The organism is Pigmentiphaga sp. CHJ604, from assembly GCF_036972535.1.
Taxonomy (GTDB): domain Bacteria; phylum Pseudomonadota; class Gammaproteobacteria; order Burkholderiales; family Burkholderiaceae_B; genus Pigmentiphaga; species Pigmentiphaga daeguensis.
The window spans coordinates 3,270,793-3,290,786 of sequence record NZ_CP136998.1 but is presented as its reverse complement, the minus strand read 5'-3'; the positions used below and the strand labels follow the sequence as shown (position 1 = coordinate 3,290,786).

The 19,994-nt window shown below is 69.1% G+C and carries 19 protein-coding genes and 1 tRNA gene; 9 read left to right on the top strand and 11 right to left on the bottom strand.

All coding sequences use genetic code 11. The annotated features are described in order from the left end of the window. Window positions 1-15: 15 nt before the first annotated feature. From R4823_RS15865 to R4823_RS15840, 6 genes are read right to left on the bottom strand one after another with little or no spacing between them, the layout of a single operon-like run. Window positions 16-813, bottom strand: coding sequence for a cyclase family protein (locus tag R4823_RS15865; RefSeq protein ID WP_132978901.1), 798 nt, complete (start codon window positions 811-813; stop codon window positions 16-18). Between the two features lie 22 nt (window positions 814-835). Continuing rightward, complete coding sequence (locus tag R4823_RS15860; protein ID WP_207958559.1) at window positions 836-1,618, bottom strand: ABC transporter permease; 783 nt, start codon at window positions 1,616-1,618, stop codon at window positions 836-838. After that, the gene (locus R4823_RS15855; protein ID WP_087840644.1) at window positions 1,615-2,379 is read right to left on the bottom strand and encodes an ABC transporter permease subunit; all 765 of its coding nucleotides are present in this window, start codon (window positions 2,377-2,379) and stop codon (window positions 1,615-1,617) included. Before R4823_RS15855 ends, R4823_RS15860 begins: the two co-directional genes overlap by 4 nt. After that, window positions 2,376-3,197, bottom strand: a complete 822-nt coding sequence (locus tag R4823_RS15850; protein WP_243724324.1) for an ABC transporter ATP-binding protein — start codon at window positions 3,195-3,197, stop codon at window positions 2,376-2,378. The genes R4823_RS15855 and R4823_RS15850 overlap by 4 nt, the downstream gene beginning before the upstream one ends. Next, the gene (locus R4823_RS15845; RefSeq protein ID WP_132978732.1) at window positions 3,194-4,120 is read right to left on the bottom strand and encodes an ABC transporter substrate-binding protein; all 927 of its coding nucleotides are present in this window, start codon (window positions 4,118-4,120) and stop codon (window positions 3,194-3,196) included. Before R4823_RS15845 ends, R4823_RS15850 begins: the two co-directional genes overlap by 4 nt. Before the next feature lie 44 nt (window positions 4,121-4,164). Then, the gene (locus R4823_RS15840) at window positions 4,165-4,842 is read right to left on the bottom strand and encodes a TetR/AcrR family transcriptional regulator (RefSeq protein ID WP_087840646.1); all 678 of its coding nucleotides are present in this window, start codon (window positions 4,840-4,842) and stop codon (window positions 4,165-4,167) included. Between the two features lie 309 nt (window positions 4,843-5,151). On the opposite strand from R4823_RS15840, the gene R4823_RS15835 reads away from it, so the two are divergent. Genes R4823_RS15835 through moaE form a run of 5 tightly spaced genes read left to right on the top strand, consistent with a single transcriptional unit; the run spans window position 5,152 to window position 9,883 of the window. Next, the gene (locus R4823_RS15835; protein WP_087840647.1) at window positions 5,152-6,459 is read left to right on the top strand and encodes a homoserine dehydrogenase; all 1,308 of its coding nucleotides are present in this window, start codon (window positions 5,152-5,154) and stop codon (window positions 6,457-6,459) included. An 8-nt stretch (window positions 6,460-6,467) separates the two neighbouring features. After that, window positions 6,468-7,880: a threonine synthase gene (gene thrC, locus R4823_RS15830; protein ID WP_087840648.1), complete on the top strand. Its 1,413-nt coding sequence runs from the start codon at window positions 6,468-6,470 to the stop codon at window positions 7,878-7,880. Window positions 7,881-7,935: 55 nt separating this feature from the next. Then, the gene (gene glp, locus R4823_RS15825) at window positions 7,936-9,162 is read left to right on the top strand and encodes a gephyrin-like molybdotransferase Glp (protein WP_243724325.1); all 1,227 of its coding nucleotides are present in this window, start codon (window positions 7,936-7,938) and stop codon (window positions 9,160-9,162) included. A gap of 3 nt (window positions 9,163-9,165) precedes the next feature. Beyond that, window positions 9,166-9,423 (top strand): molybdopterin converting factor subunit 1, encoded by a 258-nt coding sequence (gene moaD, locus R4823_RS15820; protein WP_087840649.1) that lies wholly within the window; start codon window positions 9,166-9,168, stop codon window positions 9,421-9,423. A 1-nt stretch (window position 9,424) separates the two neighbouring features. Continuing rightward, on the top strand, window positions 9,425-9,883 hold the full coding sequence (moaE, locus tag R4823_RS15815; protein ID WP_087840650.1) for a molybdopterin synthase catalytic subunit MoaE: 459 nt from the start codon (window positions 9,425-9,427) through the stop codon (window positions 9,881-9,883). A 14-nt stretch (window positions 9,884-9,897) separates the two neighbouring features. On the opposite strand, the gene hpnE is transcribed toward moaE, so the two are convergent. The 3 genes from hpnE to hpnC are packed head-to-tail and all read right to left on the bottom strand — an operon-like array spanning window position 9,898 to window position 12,987. Further along, window positions 9,898-11,289 (bottom strand): hydroxysqualene dehydroxylase HpnE, encoded by a 1,392-nt coding sequence (hpnE, locus tag R4823_RS15810; RefSeq protein WP_243724326.1) that lies wholly within the window; start codon window positions 11,287-11,289, stop codon window positions 9,898-9,900. Continuing rightward, window positions 11,268-12,131: a presqualene diphosphate synthase HpnD gene (gene hpnD, locus R4823_RS15805; protein WP_132978733.1), complete on the bottom strand. Its 864-nt coding sequence runs from the start codon at window positions 12,129-12,131 to the stop codon at window positions 11,268-11,270. Before hpnD ends, hpnE begins: the two co-directional genes overlap by 22 nt. Continuing rightward, on the bottom strand, window positions 12,121-12,987 hold the full coding sequence (hpnC, locus tag R4823_RS15800; protein ID WP_087836989.1) for a squalene synthase HpnC: 867 nt from the start codon (window positions 12,985-12,987) through the stop codon (window positions 12,121-12,123). Before hpnC ends, hpnD begins: the two co-directional genes overlap by 11 nt. Before the next feature lie 141 nt (window positions 12,988-13,128). On the opposite strand from hpnC, the gene alr reads away from it, so the two are divergent. The 4 genes from alr to R4823_RS15780 all read left to right on the top strand — a co-directional run bounded on the left by alr (window position 13,129) and on the right by R4823_RS15780 (window position 18,535). Continuing rightward, complete coding sequence (alr, locus tag R4823_RS15795; protein ID WP_087836990.1) at window positions 13,129-14,232, top strand: alanine racemase; 1,104 nt, start codon at window positions 13,129-13,131, stop codon at window positions 14,230-14,232. A gap of 2 nt (window positions 14,233-14,234) precedes the next feature. Then, window positions 14,235-15,602 (top strand): DNA repair protein RadA, encoded by a 1,368-nt coding sequence (gene radA / locus R4823_RS15790; RefSeq protein WP_087836991.1) that lies wholly within the window; start codon window positions 14,235-14,237, stop codon window positions 15,600-15,602. Between the two features lie 119 nt (window positions 15,603-15,721). Further along, complete coding sequence (gene clpB, locus R4823_RS15785; protein ID WP_087836992.1) at window positions 15,722-18,313, top strand: ATP-dependent chaperone ClpB; 2,592 nt, start codon at window positions 15,722-15,724, stop codon at window positions 18,311-18,313. A 146-nt stretch (window positions 18,314-18,459) separates the two neighbouring features. Then, window positions 18,460-18,535: transfer RNA gene (locus tag R4823_RS15780), tRNA-Gly, on the top strand. 168 nt (window positions 18,536-18,703) lie between these two features. Here the strand turns inward: R4823_RS15780 and R4823_RS15775 are convergent. Beyond that, window positions 18,704-19,222 carry a hypothetical protein gene (locus R4823_RS15775; RefSeq protein WP_338615384.1) on the bottom strand — a complete coding sequence of 173 codons (519 nt, stop codon included), beginning with the start codon at window positions 19,220-19,222 and terminating at the stop codon, window positions 18,704-18,706. A 122-nt stretch (window positions 19,223-19,344) separates the two neighbouring features. Then, the gene (locus tag R4823_RS15770) at window positions 19,345-19,932 is read right to left on the bottom strand and encodes a TetR/AcrR family transcriptional regulator (protein ID WP_087836931.1); all 588 of its coding nucleotides are present in this window, start codon (window positions 19,930-19,932) and stop codon (window positions 19,345-19,347) included. Between the last annotated feature and the right edge of the window lie 62 nt (window positions 19,933-19,994).

The following is a 19,994-nucleotide window of genomic DNA, read 5'->3' as shown; positions in this document are numbered from 1 at the left end:
ACGGGAAGGCGAGGCTCAGGCCGGGGCGAAGAGCCGGTCGTCGAAGATCGCCACGGCCCGGGTCCAGCCGGCCGAGGCGGCGCGTACCTTGTGCGGGAAGCAGCTCACGTAGAAGCCATCGGGAGGCAGGCATTCCAGGTTGTGGAGCTTCTCGATGTGGCAGTAGCCGATGTCGCGTCCGGCCTTGTGGCCTTCCCAGATCAGCGACTTGTCGCCGGTCTCGCGGTACTTGCGCGCGGTATGGGAAAACGGCGCATCCCAGCTCCATGCGTCGGTGCCGGTCAGGCGCACGCCGCGCTCCAGCAGGTACATGGTCGCCTCGTATCCCATGCCGCACCCGGTCTCGACATAGTCGGGATGGCCGTAGCGCGAGCCGGCGCGGGTATTGACCAGCACGATCTCCAGCGGCCGCAGCGTGTGTCCGATGCGCGCGAGTTCCGCTTCGACGTCGGCGGCGGTGACGACGTAGCCGTCGGGGAAATGGCGGAAATCCAGCTTGACGCCCGGCTGGAAGCACCAGTCCAGGTCGACCTCGTCGATGGTGATCGCGCGTTCGCCGCGGTTCATGGTCGAGTGGAAGTGGTAGGGGGCATCCAGGTGGGTGCCGCTGTGCGTGGTCAGCGTGACCCATTCGGCGGCCGCGGCTTCCCCGTCGGGAAGATCCTCGGCCTTCAGGCCGGGCAGCAGGCGCTGGAAGCCCGCCACGCCCTGCACGTGATTCTCGTAGGTGATGCGTGGCGCGAGCGCGGGCGGGTCCGACAGGATGTCGTTCTCGAGATAGATGGAAAGGTCGACGATGCGGCGTGGCATGATGCGTCCGGACAAGAGAAAGGGGTCAGTGGTGGGTGCGGGCCAGCCGTTCGGCCAGCGCGAGCAGGCTGTTGCTGAGGAGCCCGATGGCGCCCAGCAGGACGACGCCGGCATAGAGCTCCGGGGCGCGGAAAGAGCGGGCCGCCATCAGGATGGCCGAGCCCAGGCCCGTCTGCGAGGCCAGCATCTCGCCCACGATGGCCAGCACCAGCGAGATGGTCAGCGACAAGCGCATGCCCGTCAGCACGTCGGGCAAGGTGTGGGGAAGCGCGATTTTCGCGATGAAGGCGCTCCGGGACAGCCCCAGCACTCGCGCGACTTCGTGCAGGCGCGGGTCGACCGACGCGAACCCGTGCACGGTGGACAGCAGCACCGGCCAGATGGCGCCGAAGGCGATGACCGCCAGCACCATGCCGGGCGACAAGCCGAGCAGCGCGATGGCGACGGGCATGACGGCCGAGGCGGGGAGCGGGCGCACGAACTCCAGCGTGGGCTGCGTCCAGGCGCGCAGGGCGGGCGAGACGCCGATCAGCGTGCCCAGGACGAGGCCCAGGGCCGAGGCCAGCAGCCAGCCATAGAGCATGCGTTCGACGGTGGCCAGGCTGGCCGAGGCCAATTCGCCTTCGGCCAAGCCTTGCAGCAGGGCGTCCCAGGTGGCACCGGGCGAGGGCAGGAAAATGGGCGACACCCAGCCGGCCGCGGTGGCCCAGGCCCACGCTCCCACGATCACGAGCAGGACCAGCAGGCCGCCCGCGGCGTCGCCCAGGCGCCGGGCGGAAAGCAGGGAAACGGGCAGCGGCGTGTTCATGCGCGGACTCCGCGGCGGGCGAACAGGCGCGCCTGCAGCCACAGCAGGCCGGCATTGGCGGCCCAGCCCAGCACGCCTATCCAGATGACCAGCGCGAGCATCAGCGCCGGGTTCAGGCTTTGCTGCGCCATGGCCAGGCCGTAGCCCAGGCCCATGGGGTTGGCGATGATTTCGGTGGTGACGGCGATGGTCAGCGCGATGCCCAGCGACAGCCGCAGGCCGACGAAGATACGCGGCAGCGCGGCCGGCAGCACGATCTTCCAGGCGCGGCGGATGCCTCCCAGTCCCAGCACGCGGGCCACCTCGACGAGGCGGGGCTCCACCCGCGCCACGCCGTCCTGGGCGAACATCAGCATGGGCCAGACGCAGGTGAAGGCCACCACCGCGCTTTCCATGCGGTAGCCGAAGCCGAAGGCCAGCATGGCGATGGGCACCAGCGCGACCGAGGGCAGCGGGCGCAGCAGGTTGACCGTGAGCGCCGACCACCGGCCGGCGCGCGGGGAGGCGCCGAACCACAGGCCGAGAACCAGTCCTATGCCGCCGCCCGCGGCCAGGCCGAGCAGCGCATTGCCCAGGGTCTGCGCGGACGCGGCCGCCAGCGAGCCATCCTGCGCCGCCGTCCACATGGCCCGCAGGATCTCGGTGGGCCGGGCGAACGCGTCGCTTTGCGCGCCGCTGGCCCGCATGGCGGCCTCGGCGGCGGCCAGCGCCAGCAGGGGCAGGAGAAGGCCGCGCAGGCGCGGCCCGATGGCGCGGATCATGGACGCGGCTCCTGGATGAAATCGAACAGGAAGCGGCGCAGGCGCAGGAACTCGGGATGCTCGCGCGTGCTCAACTGGTCGCGCGGATGGGGCAGGCCGATGGCGATGTCCTGCGCGAGGCTGCTGGCGCCCGTGCCCGGATTGGCCCGCAGCGCGACGACGCGATCGCCCAGGTAGATCGCTTCCTCGAGATCATGGGTGATAAACAGCACGGTCGTGCCATGCCGCCGCACCAGGGTCAGCAGATCGTCCTGCAGCGACTGGCGCGTCATGGCGTCGAGCGCGCCAAAGGGTTCGTCCATCAGCAGCACCGCCGGACGCTGGGCCAGGCAGCGCGCGATCTGCAGGCGCTGCTGCATGCCGCCCGACAGTTCCGCCGGGTACTTGTCCGCGTGATTGCCCAGCCCGACCTGGGCCAGCAGCGGCGCGATGCGCGAAGCGCGTTCGGCCCGGGGGACGCGGGCGGCCTCGAGCGCGAGCGAGACATTGCCCGCCACCGATCGCCACGGCAACAGGGCGCGCCCATAGTCCTGGAAAACGATGGCGACATCCTGTGCCGGACCGTCGATGGGGCGGCCGTCGCGCAGGATGCTGCCGGCGCTGGGCTGCACCAGGCCCGACAGCAGCCGCAGCAACGTGGTCTTGCCGCAGCCCGACGGACCGACCACGCAGACGAACTCGCCCCGGCCCAGATCCAGATCCAGGCCATTGATGATGCGGCGGCCGCCCAGGTCCAGCGCCACCCCGCCCAGGCGAATCAGGGGAGCGGCGGCACCCGCGCGGGGCGCCGCGTCGACGACGCGCAGGCTGGCGGTCACTTGGCCACCATCGCGGCCAGGTCGGGCGCCTTGCGCAGCATGCCCTGCTGGCGCATGGTGTCCGCCCAGAACTGCAGCTCGCTGCCGGCCAGCGGCACCTTGTAGGCCGGCACCGTCAGAGAGGCCAGGACCGGGGCGGGCACCTTCAGGTACTTGCCCATGTCGGCCCGCGCCTCGTCGGGATGGGCGGCGGCGAAGTCCAGCGCGTCGGCCAGCGCGGCGCGGAAGCTTGCGATGGCCGGTCCATGCGCCTGCTGCCAGGCACGGGTCGACATGTACAGCATGTTGGAAAAGCCGGCCGGCAGGTCCGGCGCCAGCGGCGACAGCAGCGTGCCGGCGCCGCTTTGCAGGATGCGGCCCAGGAACGGGTCGGCCGTGACCGCGGCGTCGATCGATTCGCCCTTGAGCAGATCGCCCATCTGCGGAAAGGCGCCTTCCACGAAGGTCACCTTGCGTGGATCGACGCCCTGGTCGGCCAGCCATTTGCGGCCGATGATGTGCAGGGCGGCGTTCAGCCCGGGCACAGCGATCTTCTTGCCGACCAGGTCGGCCGCGCTTTTGGCGCCGCCGCTGCGCACGACCAGGCCAATGGCCTTGGACGAGGGATTGTGGACGCTCGTGCCGGCCAGCCCCACCAGGTCCATGCCGCTGTCGTTGGCCTGCAGCAGCACCGGGCTCGCCACGCCCGCGATCTGTACCGACCCGGATTGCAGCGCGGCGGGCATCACGCCGCTCAGGGCCAGTTGCTGCGGCGTCACTTCGAGCCCTCGCTTGGCGAAATAGCCGCGTTCCTTGGCCACGAACAGGGGCATGAACTCGGATACCGCCGTATAGGCCACGGTGATGCGGGTCTGCGCCGCGGCGCCCGCCGCCCATAAGGCGAGCGCGATTCCCAGCGCGGGAGCGAGTCTGGATGTCTTCATGGTGTCTCCTGGAAAAAGGGTGCCGGTTGCCGCGGGGACAGGTCCTAGACGGCGCAGGCGTGGCGGATGCCGGCGCTCAGGAAGCGGCAGAGCAGATCGGCGGAACGGTCGAACTCGCGCGCCTTGGCCTGGCCGTGGGACAGGTCCTCGATGCGCTGGTCGCTGATGTGGTGCATCAGCGCGCCCAGCGAGAACTGGTAGCACCAGGCGGCCTGGGCGCGGGAGATACCCGGCAGCGCCTTCATCAGCGCATCGATGTAGGCGTGCGCCACGGGGTCGAACAGTTCGGCGCGCGGCCCGCTGTTCTCCGGCCCCTGCTCGACCAGGTTGCGGGCGACGAGCTGCATGAACTGCCGGCCTTCGGGGTTGGCGGCGAGCTTGAGCGCCGGCCGTACGAAGGCGCGGACGATGCGGTCCAGCAATTCGTCGGGCGGACCGGCATGCCACAGCGTTTCCAGCGCGGCCAGCCGCTCCCTGATGTAGCCCGAGCGCTGCCGGAAGATCTCCTCGTACAGGGCCAGCTTGGGGCCGTAGTAGTAGCCGACCAGCGCCAGCGGCACGCCGGCTTTCTCGGCGATGTCGCGTATCGAGACGCCGTGATAGCCATGGCGCGCGAACAGCGCCTCGGCCGCCATGAGGATGTTGCGGCGGCGGTCGGGCGCCTCGTCGATCTCGGAGCGGGGGCGTGCGCGGCGGGGCGCTGGAGCGATTTTCGCGGCCATGGGTCTCGATTTAGATTTTTATACGATCGTACAGTTTGTTGTACGTTCGTACAAATCGGGAGAAACCAGAGGAAGCCGCACGCCGATGCGCGAAGACCGCCGGCGGCGCGCCGGGAGCTTTTCCTGCTGTCGTCCCAAGTCCGTTACACTGGAGGTTTGCCAGCCGGCGGCCGTGGCCGGCGATTCCCGCCCCTTCCGCAGCCCAGTGCCGCATCCCGCCTCGTCCGGCGGAGCCCATGCGGCGGGTCGGAGCGCGCCAAAGCAAGGGCGGGGAAGTTTTCGAAGAACCCTGTATTGCCCGGAAACACAATGGAACCCATCCGAGTAGGCCTCCTGGGCCTGGGCGTCGTAGGCGGCGGCACTTTCAAGGTCCTCGCCCGCAACGCCGAAGAAATCGCCCGCCGCGCCGGCCGCCACATCGTCGCGACCAAGGTCTCGGCCCGCGATGTCGCCAAGGCGAAGTCCCGCGTCGGCGAAGCCGCCGAAGTCGTCGCCGACCCGTTCCAGATCGTCCGCGATCCCGAGATCGACATCGTGGTCGAACTGATAGGCGGCGACACCCTGGCGCGCGAACTCGTCCTGGAAGCCATTGCCCACGGCAAGCACGTCGTCACCGCCAACAAGGCCCTGCTGGCCAAGCATGGCAACGAGATCTTCGCCCGCGCCAGCGAACAGGGCGTCATGGTCGCCTTCGAAGCCGCGGTGGCCGGCGGCATTCCCATCATCAAGGCCATCCGCGAGGGCCTGTCGGCCAACCAGATCGAATGGGTGGCCGGCATCATCAACGGCACCACCAATTTCATCCTGACCGAGATGCGGGCCCGCGGCCTGCCGTTCTCGGAGGTGCTGACCGAGGCGCAGCGCCTGGGCTATGCCGAGGCCGACCCGACCTTCGACATCGAGGGCGTGGATGCCGCGCACAAGCTCACGCTGCTGTCGTCCATCGCCTTCGGCGTGCCGATCCGTTTCGACAAGGCCCACATCGAGGGCATCTCCAGGCTGGCGCAGGAAGACATCCGGTATGCGGAGGAACTGGGCTACCGCATCAAGCTGCTGGGCATCACCAAGGCGCGTCCCGAGGGCATCGAGCTGCGGGTGCACCCGACCCTGATCGCCGCCCGGCGCGTGATGGCGAACGTGGAAGGCGCGATGAACGCGGTCATGGTCAAGGGCGACGCCGTGGGCGCGACCCTGTACTACGGCCAGGGCGCGGGCGAGGAGCCCACCGCCTCGGCGGTGGTCGCCGACCTGGTGGACGTGACCCGCCTGCACACGGCCGATCCCGAGCACCGCGTGCCGCACCTGGCCTTCCAGCCGGATGCCATCACCGACCGTCCCATGCTGTCGATCGAGGACATCACCACCTCGTACTACCTGCGGCTGGCGGTGACCGACCAGCCGGGCGTGCTGGCCGACATCACGCGCATCCTGGCCGACGCGTCGATCTCCATCGTTTCCATGATCCAGAAGCCGCGCGAGGACGCCACCCAGGCGGACATCATTTTCCTGACCCACGAGGCGCTGGAGCGCAACGTCAACGCCGCCATCGCCCGTATCGAGGCGCTGCCCACCGTGGTGTCGGCCGTCACGCGCCTGCGCATAGAGAACCTCGCCTAGGACGCAGCATGAAATACCTTTCGACCCGCGGCGGCATGGCGCCGCAATCGTTCACCGACGTCCTGCTGGAAGGGCTGGCGCCCGACGGCGGGCTGGCCGTGCCCGAGTCCATCCCGCAGGTCACGCCCGGGCAGCTCCAGGCGTGGCGTTCGCTGTCGTATGCCGACCTGGCGTACGAAGTCCTCAAGCTGTTCATCACCGACATTCCCGAGCAGGACCTGCGCGAACTGACGCGCAAGACCTACCGCCCCGAGGTATTCGGCGGCGAGGTCATCGTGCCGCTCAAGCCGCTCAAGCAGGGCATCTCGCTGCTGGGCCTGTCCGAAGGGCCGACGCTGGCCTTCAAGGACATGGCCATGCAGTTCCTGGGCCATCTGTTCGAATACGTGCTGGCGCGCCGGGGCACGACGCTGAACATCCTGGGCGCGACGTCGGGCGACACGGGTTCGGCCGCCGAATACGCCATGCGCGGCAAGAAGGGCGTGGCGGTGTTCATGCTGTCGCCCGCCGGCCGCATGAGCGCCTTCCAGCGCGCGCAAATGTATTCGCTGCAGGATGCCAACATCCACAACCTGGCGGTGCATGGCGTGTTCGATGACTGCCAGGATATCGTCAAGGCGGTCAGCGGCGACCTGGCGTTCAAGACCGCGCACCGCATCGGCGCGGTCAACTCCATCAACTGGGCGCGCATCGCCGCCCAGGTGGTGTACTACTTCCATGGCTGGCGGCTGGCCACCGAAGGCGCGGCCGATCCCATGGCCCAGGTGTCGTTCGCGGTGCCCTCGGGCAACTTCGGCAACATCCTGGCCGGCCACGTCGCCCGCAGCATGGGCCTGCCCATCCGCCGCCTGGTGCTGGCCACCAACGAGAACAACGTGCTGGAGGAATTCTTCCGCACCGGTATCTACCGCCCGCGCGTCTCGAGCGAAACCTACGAGACCTCCAGCCCCTCCATGGACATCTCGAAGGCATCCAACTTCGAGCGCTTCGTCTACGACCTGCTGGGCCGCGATCCCGCGCGCCTGAAGGCGCTGTGGGACGAACTGGCGGCGCAGGGTTCGTTCGACCTGTCGGCCTACAAGCCGCAGTTCGCGCAGTACGGCTTCGTCTCGGGCACCAGCACCCATGCCGACCGGCTGGCCACCATCCGCCGCGTCCATGCCGAAACCGGCGTGGTCATCGATCCGCATACCGCCGACGGCGTCAAGGTGGCGCTGCCTTATGTCGAGCCGGGCATACCCATGCTGGTGCTCGAGACCGCGCTGCCGGTGAAGTTCTCGGCCACCATCGAGGAGGCCCTGGGGCAGCCCGCGCCGCGGCCCGCGGGATTCGAGAACATCGAACAGCTGCCGCAGCGCGTGCAGACCGTGGACGGCGACGTGCAGACCATCAAGGACCTGATCGCCGCCGAGGCCGTCTGACGGCGGCGTCGAGTATGTGCGGCGCGCCGCGGGGCGGGCCGCGAAGGAGTCGATTGTGAAGCCTGGTTCGAACCTGCTTTCCCTGGACGAGGCCCTGGAGATCCTGCTGGCGGTCGAGCCCCTGGGCCGGGCCGCCGAACAGATCGAGCTGGCGCGGGCCGCGGGCCGTATCCTGGCCGCCGACGTGACGGCATCGATCAACGTGCCGGCCGCCGACAATTCGGCGATGGACGGCTACGCCGTGCGTACCGCCGACGCGGCGCTGTTCGCCGCGGGCATGCCCGTGTCGCAGCGCATCCCCGCGGGGGCCGTGCCGCAACCGCTGGCCGCCGGGACGGCCGCCCGCATTTTCACCGGCGCGGAGATCCCCGAGGGGGCCGATGCCGTCGTGATGCAGGAAGAGGCCGACGTCCGGGACGACCGCGTGGCATTCGCCAAGCCGGTCGAGGCGGGCGCCTGGATACGCGCCAAGGGCTGCGACATCGAGGCCGGCAGCCGCATCCTGCGGGCCGGAACGCGCCTGCGGGCGCAGGACGTGGGCCTGGCCGCCTCGGTCGGCGTGCCGCGCCTGCCCGTGCAGCCCAGGCTGCGCGTGGCCACGCTGTCCACCGGCGACGAACTGGTCGCGCCCGGCGAGCCGCTGCCCCCGGGCAAGATCTACAACTCCAACCGCTACCTGCTGCAGGGCATGCTGGCGGCGCTGCCGGTCGAGCACGCCGACCTGGGCGCCGTGCAGGACAGTTTCGAGGCGACGCGCGAGGCCTTGCGCAACGCCGCCCGCGAGAACGACCTGATCATCACCACCGGCGGCGTGTCGGTGGGCGAGGAAGACCACGTCAAGCCGGCGGTCGAGTCGCTGGGGCGGCTGGACATGTGGAGCCTGTCCATCAAGCCCGGCAAGCCGCTGGCTTTCGGCCGCCTGCGCCGCGACGACGGTACCGAGGCGGTCTTCATCGGGCTGCCGGGCAATCCCGTCTCGAGCTTCCTGACCTTCGGCCTGCTGGTCAAGCCGCTGCTGCTCAAGCTGGCCGGGGCCCACGCCACGACGCCGTCGAGGACCGCCATGCGCGCCGATTTCGATTGGCCCAAGGCCGACCGCCGGCGCGAGTTCCTGCGGGTGCGCCGCAACGAGCAGGGCGGGCTCGACCTGTTCCCCAACCAGTTGTCGGCGGTGCTGACCTCGACGGTCTGGGGAGACGGCGTGATCGACAATCCGGGTGGACAGACGATCCGGAAAGGCGATACGGTGTCATTCATCAGCTACGCCGAACTGCTGGGCTGAGCCATGAACGTCGACATCCTGTATTTCGCATCGCTGCGCGAAGCCCTGGGCCGGGAAAGGGAAGCGGCCGAACTGCCCGAGACGGTGCGTACCGTGGGCGAACTGCGGTCGTGGCTGGCCGGGCGCGGCGGCGCCTGGGCCGCGGCGCTGGCTCCCGAGCGCGCCGTGCGCGCCGCGCGCAACCACACGATGGTGCAGGCCTCCGAACGTCTGCAGGCCGGCGACGAGGTCGCTTTCTTTCCACCCGTCACCGGAGGGTGACATGTCCATCAGCGTCCAGACCGCCGACTTCGACGCCGGCGCGGAAATCGCCGCGCTGCGGGCCGACCCGTCGGTGGGGGCCGTCGTCACCTTCGTCGGCACCGTGCGCGACATCAACGAAGGCGACAGCGTCTCGTCGCTGACGCTCGAACACTATCCCGGCATGACCGAGAAGGCGCTGGCCGACATCGTCCGGCAGGCCCGGGAACGCTGGACGCTGAACGCCGTACGGGTCATTCATCGCGTCGGCACGCTGCGGGCGCTGGACCAGATCGTCTTCGTGGGCGTGGCGGGGCGGCATCGCGGCGCGTGCTTCGCCGCCTGCGAGTTCATCATGGACTACCTGAAGACGCAGGCGCCGTTCTGGAAGAAGGAGGCCACGGGCCGGGGCGATCGTTGGGTCGAGGCGCGCGATTCCGACGACGAGGCGGCCCGCCGCTGGGAGTCCGGGCAGGAGTGAGGGCGCGGCGCGGGTCAGCCGCGTGCGTCCGCAGCGTCTGCCAGCAGGCGGCCGGCCTCGAGCCCGCTGCGGACGGCGCCTTCCAGCGTGCCTGGGTAGCCCGTATCCGTCCAATCCCCGCACAGCGCCAGCCGCGGCCAGGCCGTGGCATTGCCCGGCCGCGCCAGGTCCGGCACGGCGGCGAAGGTCGCGCGCTTGTCGACCAGCAATTCCCAGTCTTGCACCGGCGGCATGCCGCCCGCGCCCTGGCCGGCCAATTGTTCCCGCAATTGATCGAGCAGGCCCGCCGCGCACGCGGCGCGGTCCCGCCCTTCGAAGTCCGATGCCGCGCTGACCACGACGGCGAGTTCCCCGTGTCCTTCATCGTGGCCCAGCAGGGCGCGCCGGTCGAATACCCATTGGCCCAGGTGCCCGCGCGCGGCGTCTTCCGTCAGCATCAACATGGGAAACGCAAGCCGGAACGGCGCCGCGAGCCGCACGGTCAGCGTGGCGATGGGCAGATGGCGGAAGGCGCGCAGCGCCTGCCGGACCGCCTGCATGGCGGGATGGGGGGGCAGCAGGCGGGCCGCGATGCCCGGCGGGACGGCCAGCACGGCGGCCGCATAGGGCTCGCCATCGACCAGCACGCGCTCGTCGCCAGGCACCAGTTCCCGCACCGCTTGTCCACGGCGCAATTGATGGCGGGCCGCGGCCGCGCGCGGCCACAGGCTGGACAGGTCGCAGCGCGGCAGCAGCAGGTCGCTGTGGCTGCGCGGCGCGTCCAGGCTATCGCGCAACACGGCGGCGAACAGACGGGCGCAGGCCTGTTCAGGAGGGGTATTGAGCGCGGCCAGGCACAGCGGGCGCCACAGGCGCGCGACGGCTTCCCGTGGCTGGTTCCAGGTGGCGAGCAGGCGCGCGACCGTGGGCGAGCCGCCGGCCTGTCCGGGCATCGGGTCCCGGCCCGCCGCCAGCCATCCCTGCGCGCGCAGTCCCAGCACGAAGCGCAGCGCCGCCCAGCGCGCGCCGGCGCTCAGGCCGCGCGCGCCCAGCAGCGCGGCCACGCCGTGCAGCGGCGAGGGCAGGCGGGGCGCGCGCAAGGCGAAGCGTCCATCGGCGGAGGCCAGCCGCAGCGGGGCGCGAAGCAGCAAGGCATCGGGGTCCTGGCCAAGCTCGCGCATCAGCGCAAGGGTTTCGGTGTAGGCGCCCAGCAGCAGATGCTGGCCATTGTCCAGCGGGGCGGAGAAGGCGGGGCCGCCGGGACGGGCGGCGACGGTGCGCGCGCGGCCGCCTACCTCGCGGGCCGCCTCGTACACCGTGACCGCGTAGCCGCGGCCGGCCAGGACGTGCGCGGCCGCCAGGCCCGCCCATCCGGCGCCGACCACCGCCGCGCGGCGCGGGCCGCTCAGCTTCCGATCTGGCGCCACAGGGCCCGGCCACCGGTCACGTAGGTCTTCCACGCCAGCCAGAACTTGCGCAGCGGCGTCAGCGAAATGCGCTGGTGCAGGACCTGGTAGCCGGACCGTTCGATCTCGTCCAGCAGCGCGTGGTAGATGGCGGCCATCATCAGGCCCGGGCGCTGGGGCCGCCGGTCCTCGGGCGGCAGCAGCGCCAGCGCCTCGCGATAGGCACGCCGCGCCCGCTCGCACTGGAAGCGCATCAGGGCCGAGAAATTGTCCGAATAACGGCCGTTCAGGATGTCGGCCGCCTTGACGTCGAACTGCTGCAATTCGTTGACCGGCAGGTAGATGCGGCCCTTGCGGGCGTCGTCGCCGACGTCGCGGATGATGTTGGTGAGCTGGAACGCCAGCCCCAGGCGGTCGGCGTAGTCCAGCGTCCGCGCATCGGCGTAGCCGAAGATGCCCGCCGACAGTTCGCCGACGACGCCGGCCGCCCGGCGGCAGTAGCGTTGCAGCGCGGGGTAGTCCAGGTAGCGCGTCTGGTCCAGGTCCATCTCCATGCCGTCCACGATCTCCAGCAGGCGGTCCCGGGTGATGCCGCAGGCGACCAGGTGGGGGGCGAGGGCACGGGTGACGGGATGCTCGGGCTTGCCGTCGAACAGACGTTCGATCTCGGTCCGCCACCAGGCCAGCTTCAGGCGGGCCACCGAGGCGTCGCTGGCTTCGTCCACCGTGTCGTCCAATTGGCGGCACAGCGCGTACAGCGCGGTGATGGCGCGCCGGCGCTCGGGTGGCAGGAACAGGAAGCTGTAGTAGAAACTGGAGCCGCTCTGCGCGGCCTTCTCCTGGCAGTACTGGTCAGGCGTCATGATGGGGAGGGGGTGCGGGCGTCGCTTGGGGCATGCGCAGCGCGCGCCAGGCAAGCTTCAGCCACTCGGTTTTCTTCAGTACCGGCCGGGCCCGGAAGACGTCGTACCCGCCGGCTTCGATGCGTTCCAGGATGCGCAGCCCGCCTTGGACGACCAGGCGCAGTTCCCAGCCGATGCGGCCCGGCAGGGCCCGCGCCAGCGGCGCTCCGGAGTGTAACAGCGCCCGTGCCCGGTCGACCTCGAACGCCATCAGCGCGCGCCACGCCGGCGAGCATCGGCCCGCCGCGATGTCGGCCTCGGCCACGCCGTGGCGGGCCAGGTCCTCCCGGGGAATATAGACCCGGTGCTTGCCCCAGTCCACGGCCACGTCCTGCCAGAAGTTGGTCAGCTGCAGCCCGGTGCAGATCGCGTCCGACCAGGCCAGGTTGCGCGGCGTGGCGGCCTCGTACAGGTGCAGCATCAACTCGCCCACGGGGTCGGCCGAGCGATGGCAATAGTCGCGCAGGGCCGCGAAGTCCTCGTAGCGCTTGACGGTCACGTCCTGGGCGAATGCCGACAGCAGGCGGCGGAAGGGGACGAGCGGCAGGCGATGCCGGGCGACGGTGGAGGCCAGCGGGACGAAGATGGCGGCCAGCTCGGGGGCGGGCGGTTGCGCCCGTGCGCCTTCCCCGATCCAGTCCAGCCCGGCGCCGAAGCGCGCCAGCGCGGCCAGGCGTTCCCGGTCGGATGCGTCTCCCTCGTCGGCGATGTCGTCGGCGGCGCGCGCGTAGCGGTAGATATCCAGCACCGCCGTCCGCAGGCGCGGGGGCAGCAGCAGCGAAGCGACGGGGAAGTTTTCGTAGTGACCGGCGGACATGGCTAGACCTGGGAATCCGGCGCCGATGATACCGGTTCGCCGCGACGACGGTGTGGACAGGGATGTCCTGCGCGGCCGGCGCTCAAGGGCTACACTTTCCTTTTGCCATCCCGGCGCGCCGCGCCGGTCCTCTTTTGCGCCATGCCCCGTCCCATCTTCGCCACCGTTTCACGCCACGCGTTTTCCCACAACCTGGATGTCGTCCGCCGCCGGCTCGATGCCGCCCGTCCCGATGGCGGCAGGGCCAGGATCTGGGCCGTCATCAAAGCCAATGCCTATGGGCATGGCATCGAACGCGCGGTGGCCGGATTCGCGCGGGCCGACGGCCTGGCCATGCTGGACCTGTCCGAGGCCGTGCGCTGCCGCGAAGCAGGATGGACCGGGCCCATCCTGCTCCTGGAAGGCATCTTCGAGGCCGCCGACCTGGACGCGGTCGGCCGGTACGGCCTGACCACGGCGGTGCATCATGCGGACCAGCTGGCGCTGCTGCGGCAGGCCCGGCTGCCGCGTGCCGTGGACGTCTTCCTCAAGCTCAACAGCGGCATGAACCGCCTGGGCTTCAGCCCGGACGCCTACGCCGGCGCGCATGCCGGACTCGCGGCCTTGCAGGCCGAGGGCCGGCTGGGCCAGGTCGGCCACATGACCCATTTCTCCACCGCCGATACGGCAGAGGGCATCGGGGCCCAGCTGGAGGTGTTCCGCCGGGCGACCGCGGGGCTGCCCGGACCGGTCAGCCTCTGCAATTCCGCCGCCAGCCTGCGCTACCCGGAGGTGGCGGGCGACTGGGCGCGGCCCGGCATCGCGCTCTACGGCGCGACGCCTTTCGCCGACGAAAGCGCCGAGTCGCTGGGGCTCGTGCCGGCCATGGCGCTGAAGTCGCGGCTCATCGGCACCCAGGAACTGCGGGCCGGCGACGCCGTCGGCTACGGCGGCATGTACCGGGCCGAGGGACCGATGCGCGTGGGCGTGGTGGCGTGCGGCTATGCCGACGGCTATCCGCGCCATGCGCCCACCGGTACGCCGGTGGTCGTCGACGGAGTGCGCACCCGGCTGCTGGGACGCGTCTCCATGGACATGCTGGCGGTCGACCTCGGTCCCGTGCCGCGGGCCCAGGCCGGCGCGCCGGTCACGCTGTGGGGCGACGAGGGCCTGTCGGTGGACGACGTGGCGACGGCCGCCGGCACCATCGGCTACGAGCTGCTGTGCGCGGTCGCCCCGCGCGTGCCCATGCATTTCGAGGAGTGACCATGGCCAAGGCCAAGACCGTCTATGTCTGCACCGAGTGCGGCGGCACCGCGCCCAAATGGCAGGGTAAGTGCCCCCATTGCGGCGGCTGGAACACGCTGGAGGAAACCGTGGCGGCGGCCAGCGCCGGCGCCGCGGCCGGCCACCGCTACGCGCCGCTGGCGGCCAGCACGCCGGTGCGCAAGCTGGCCGATATCGAGGCGCGCGAAATGCCGCGCTTTCCCACCGGCATCGACGAATTCGACCGCGTGCTGGGCGGCGGCATGGTGGCCGGCGCGGTGGTGCTGATCGGCGGCGATCCGGGCATAGGCAAGTCGACGCTGCTGCTGCAGGCGCTGGCGGCGTTGTCGGCCAGCCGCCGGGTCCTGTACGTGACGGGCGAGGAGTCCGGCGACCAGGTCGCGCTGCGGGCGCGCCGGCTGGGCCTGGATACGGGCAACGTCGACCTGCTGGCCGAGATACGCCTGGAAGCCATCCAGGCGGCGCTGGCCGAAACCGCGCCGGAAGTCGCCGTGATCGACTCCATCCAGACCCTGTATTCCGAGCAGCTCAGCTCGGCGCCGGGCTCGGTGGCCCAGGTGCGCGAGTGCGCGGCCCAGCTCACCCGCACGGCCAAGCAGACCGGCGTGACCATCGTCATGATCGGCCACGTCACCAAGGAAGGCGCGCTGGCGGGGCCCAGGGTGCTCGAGCACATCGTCGACACCGTGCTGTACTTCGAAGGCGACACCCATTCGTCCTTCCGGCTGGTGCGCGCGTTCAAGAACCGTTTCGGCGCGGTCAACGAACTGGGCGTCTTCGCCATGACCGACCGCGGGCTGAAGGGGGTCGCCAACCCGTCGGCGCTGTTCCTGTCCCAGCACCAGCAGCAGGTGTCCGGCTCGTGCGTCATGGTCACGCAGGAGGGCAGCCGTCCGCTGCTGGTCGAGATCCAGGCGCTGGTGGATTCGGCTAACGCCCCCAATCCGCGCCGCCTGTCGGTCGGGCTGGAAGGCAACCGGCTGGCCATGCTGCTGGCGGTGCTGCACCGGCACGCCGGCACCGCGGCCTTCGACCAGGACGTCTTCGTCAATGCCGTGGGCGGCGTTCGCATCACCGAACCCGCGGCGGACCTGCCGGTGCTGCTGGCCATCGTGTCCTCCATGCGCAACCGGCCCCTGCCGCGCGGCCTGGTGGCCTTCGGGGAAGTGGGCCTGGCCGGCGAGATCCGGCCCGCGCCGCGCGGCCAGGAACGCCTGCGCGAAGCGGCCAAGCTCGGCTTCAGCGTGGCGCTGATTCCCAAGGCCAACGCCCCACGCCAGCCCATCGAGGGCATGGAGGTCTGGGCAGTGGACAGGCTGGACGAGGCGCTGGACCGGCTGCGGGGGTAGTCTTCGGGGTGGTATAACCTTCTATCCCCCTGCGCAATGTAGGGGGATTGAAACCGTTCGAATCGACCTCACATCCAGAGTATCCGGGCCCGCGGCCCCCACTTATTGGCGTGAAAACAATGCGAATCGACCGACTCACCACCAAGTTCCAGCAGGCCCTGGCAGACGCGCAGAGCCTGGCTGCGCGCAACGACAACCCCTACATAGAACCCCTGCACGTCCTGGCGGCGCTGCTGGCCGATGCCGAAAGCGGCGCGGGCAGCCTGCTGGCGCGCGCGGGCGTGGCCGTCAGCAAGCTGACCCCCGAGGTCAATGCCGCCATCGGCCGCCTGTCGCAGGTTCAGGGCAGCGATGCCAACATCCAGATCAGCCGCGATCTCCAGTCCCTGTTCAACAAGGTCGACAAGGAAGCGGCCAACCGCGGCGACACCTATATCGCCAGCGAGCTCTTCCTGCTGGCCCTGGCCGACGACAAGGGCGAGGCCGGCCGCCTGCTGCGCGAGGCCGGGCTGCAGCGCAAGGCGCTCGAGACCGCCATCGACGCCGTGCGCGGCGGCGCGCCGGTCGATTCGCAGGAAGGCGAAAGCAATCGCGAGTCCCTGAAGAAATACACCCTGGACCTGACCGAGCGGGCCCGCCAGGGCAAGCTCGACCCGGTCATCGGCCGCGACGACGAGATCCGCCGCACCATCCAGATCCTGCAGCGCCGCACCAAGAACAACCCCGTGCTGATCGGCGAGCCCGGCGTGGGCAAGACCGCCATCGTCGAGGGCCTGGCCCAGCGCATCGTCAACGACGAGGTGCCCGAGTCCCTGAAGGGCAAGCGGGTGCTGTCGCTCGACATGGCGGGCCTCCTGGCCGGCGCCAAGTTCCGCGGCGAGTTCGAGGAACGGCTGAAGGCCGTGCTCAAGGAGCTTGCCCAGGACGAGGGCAAGAACATCGTCTTCATCGACGAGCTTCACACCATGGTCGGCGCGGGCAAGGCCGAGGGCGCCATGGATGCCGGCAACATGCTCAAGCCGGCGCTGGCGCGCGGCGAACTGCACTGCATAGGCGCGACCACGCTGGACGAGTACCGCAAGTACATCGAAAAGGACGCCGCGCTCGAGCGCCGCTTCCAGAAAGTGCTGGTGGGCGAGCCCTCGGTGGAGGCCACCATCGCCATCCTGCGGGGCTTGCAGGAGCGCTATGAGCTGCACCACGGCGTGGACATCACCGACCCGGCCATCGTCGCCGCGGCCGAGCTGTCCAATCGCTATATCACCGATCGCTTCCTGCCGGACAAGGCCATCGACCTCATCGACGAGGCGGCGGCGCGCATCCGCATGGAAATCGATTCCAAGCCGGAGGTCATGGACAAGCTCGACCGCCGCATGATCCAGCTCAAGATCGAGCGCGAGGCGGTCAAGAAGGAAACCGACGAGGCTTCCCAGCGCCGGCTGCAACTGCTCGAGGAAGAGCTGGGCAAGCTCGAGCGCGAGTACAACGACTACGAGGAAGTCTGGAAGGCCGAGAAGGCCGCCGTCCAGGGCGCCCAATCGATCAAGGAAGAGATCGAGAAAGTGCGCGCCGAGATGAGCGAGCTGCAGCGCAAGGGCCAGTTCGACAAGCTGGCCGAACTGCAGTACGGCAAGCTGCCCGAGCTGGAGGCCCGCCTGAAGTCCGCGGAAGGCAACGAGAAGGCGATCGAGGCGGACAAGCCCAAGCTCTTGCGCACGGAAGTCGGCGCCGAGGAAATCGCCGAGGTCGTCTCGCGCGCGACGGGCATTCCCGTCTCCAAGATGCTGCAGGGCGAACGCGCCAAGCTGCTGCACATGGAAGAGAAGCTGCACGAGCGCGTGATCGGCCAGGACGAGGCCGTGCGTCTCGTGTCCGACGCCATCCGCCGTTCGCGCGCCGGCCTGTCCGATCCGCAGCGGCCCTACGGCTCGTTCCTGTTCCTGGGGCCGACCGGTGTGGGCAAGACCGAGCTGACCAAGGCGCTGGCCGGATTCCTGTTCGACGCCGACGACCACATGGTGCGCATCGACATGAGCGAGTTCATGGAGAAGCACTCGGTGGCCCGCCTGATCGGCGCGCCGCCGGGATACGTCGGCTATGAAGAGGGCGGCTACCTGACAGAGGCCGTGCGGCGCAAGCCGTACAGCGTGATCCTGCTCGACGAGATCGAGAAGGCCCACCCGGACGTCTTCAACGTGCTGCTGCAGGTGCTGGACGACGGGCGGCTGACCGACGGGCAGGGGCGCACGGTCGACTTCCGCAATACGGTCATCGTCATGACGTCCAACCTGGCCTCGCAACAGATCCAGGCCATGGCCGGACAGCAGTACGACGTCATCAAGGCCGTGGTGTGGGACGAGATCAAGCAGCACTTCCGTCCGGAGTTCCTGAACCGGATCGACGAGGTCGTGGTGTTCCACGGGCTGGATGCCAAGCACATCGAATCCATCGCGCGGGTGCAGTTGCAGCGCCTGGGCGAGCGGCTGGCGAAGATGGACATGCGGCTGGAGGTCTCGGACGAGGCCATCGCCCAGATCGCGCGTGCCGGCTTCGATCCCGTGTTCGGCGCGCGGCCGTTGAAGCGCGCGATCCAGCAGGAGATCGAGAACCCCGTGGCCAAGCTGATCCTGGAGGGCAAGTTCGGCCCGAAGGACGTGGTGCCGGTGGACTGGAGCGAAGGACGCTTCGTCTTCACCCGCACCCTGCAGTAATCGCCTTGCCTCGAGCGCCGCACCGGATCGCCGGTGCGGCGTTTTTCTTAGGGTTCGCGGCGAGCGGTCGTACCGGGGGTGATTTGACACGATAATTTTTTATTTGCTATAGTTCTTTTCTCGCTGCACAAAATTGCAGCGTAGATGCGGGAATAGCTCAGTTGGTAGAGCGCAACCTTGCCAAGGTTGAGGTCGCGAGTTCGAGACTCGTTTCCCGCTCCAGATTTTGATTTGCAGGCTTGTCGACGCCTGCAAATCGTTGAAAAGGGGCTTTCGCCCCTTTTTTCATTCCGGCACGACTTCCGCTTGTCCAGAAACGGGCAAACTCCCCCAACGACCTCGTCATGCCCCGGCCTTCGCATGGACGCCGCGTTCTTCCTTTCCGCCATCTCAAGTTGAACGGGTCGATGCACGGACCACGCCCTTGTTGCGTACATGGATCAGCCAGCATTGCGCGGCAAATCCTACGATGAAAAGCCCGAACCAGAGCAGCAGCACGGCCAGCACCGCGGGGGACTGAGGACCATCGGCCAGCGGGTGCGAAGGGGGCAGGCGGGTGAGCGTTTCGTTGGTGCCTGGAACCAGCGACAGGAAAAAGCTGAAAGACAGTCCGAAGGCGGACAGATACGGGGCGAGCCTGCCCAGGAAAGTCAGCCTGGATGCGAAGAGGCCCCCGAACGCCACAAGAAGCACCAGCAGGCCAAACGCATGTCCGCGATTCAAGCCGCCCGTGCTGGATATGCCGAAGGATGTGATCACCGATAGCGTCAGGCCGACCAGATAGATCTTGCCGGAACGCGTAGCCGCGTCGATCTTGCCATAGCGGGCAAAGCCATGGATGCCTGCAACGACGGGCACCAGACTGATGGCGGTATGGATCGCGCCCAGGGGCGAGATGGAGTGAACCATGGAGAACCTCTCTCAAGCTACGGATGAAAGACCGGCGCCGGGTCGGGCGCCAATGATATTTACCTACTAGTTGGTAGACTGGTATGGCAAAAAAAGAGCGCACCTGTCCGTTCCCGCCCGGTTCAGACGGTTGAAGTCAGCCTGTTGACCGCCAGAGGGGCAAGTGCCTGGAAGATTTGTGGGTCGCCGAAGCCCCGGGCGGCAAGCATGGCCCCATGTACCGCCGACATGAAAGCTTTTGCTTCGACGGCCGGACTGCCTTGCAGGCGGAACTGTCCCTTGGCCACTCCCTTCTTGAGCAGCGATGTGAGCCACGCAGCCAGATCCTGGAAGTGTCCTTGGACTTCAGCCGCAATCTCTTTGGGGATCGTCGGCAATTCGACGGCCAGCAGCGCGCAAATGCAGAACGAGGAAGTGCCGCCGCGGATGCACGCGGACCAATAATCCACGTAGGCGTTGAGCTCCGCCAATGGATCCGCGAGCTGCCGATCGAGCGCAACCATGCCTTCCCGTGCTTCCTCGCGATACCGTGCCACTACGACCCGGACCAACTCCGCCTTGCTGGGGAAATGGTGATGGATGCTGGCTTTGCTGATATGCACCCGATCGGAAATGTCGGCATAGCTGAAGCTGTTGTAGCCGCCGGCTTCAATCAACGATCGCGCATGCGCGGCAATCTCGGCCGCCTTGGGGGAAAGGTCTTCGTTCATGGCAAGTTCCGTCAAACCGCTGGGGGGCGGGCTGGACATCTCCAAACCTCCGTGTCGACGCC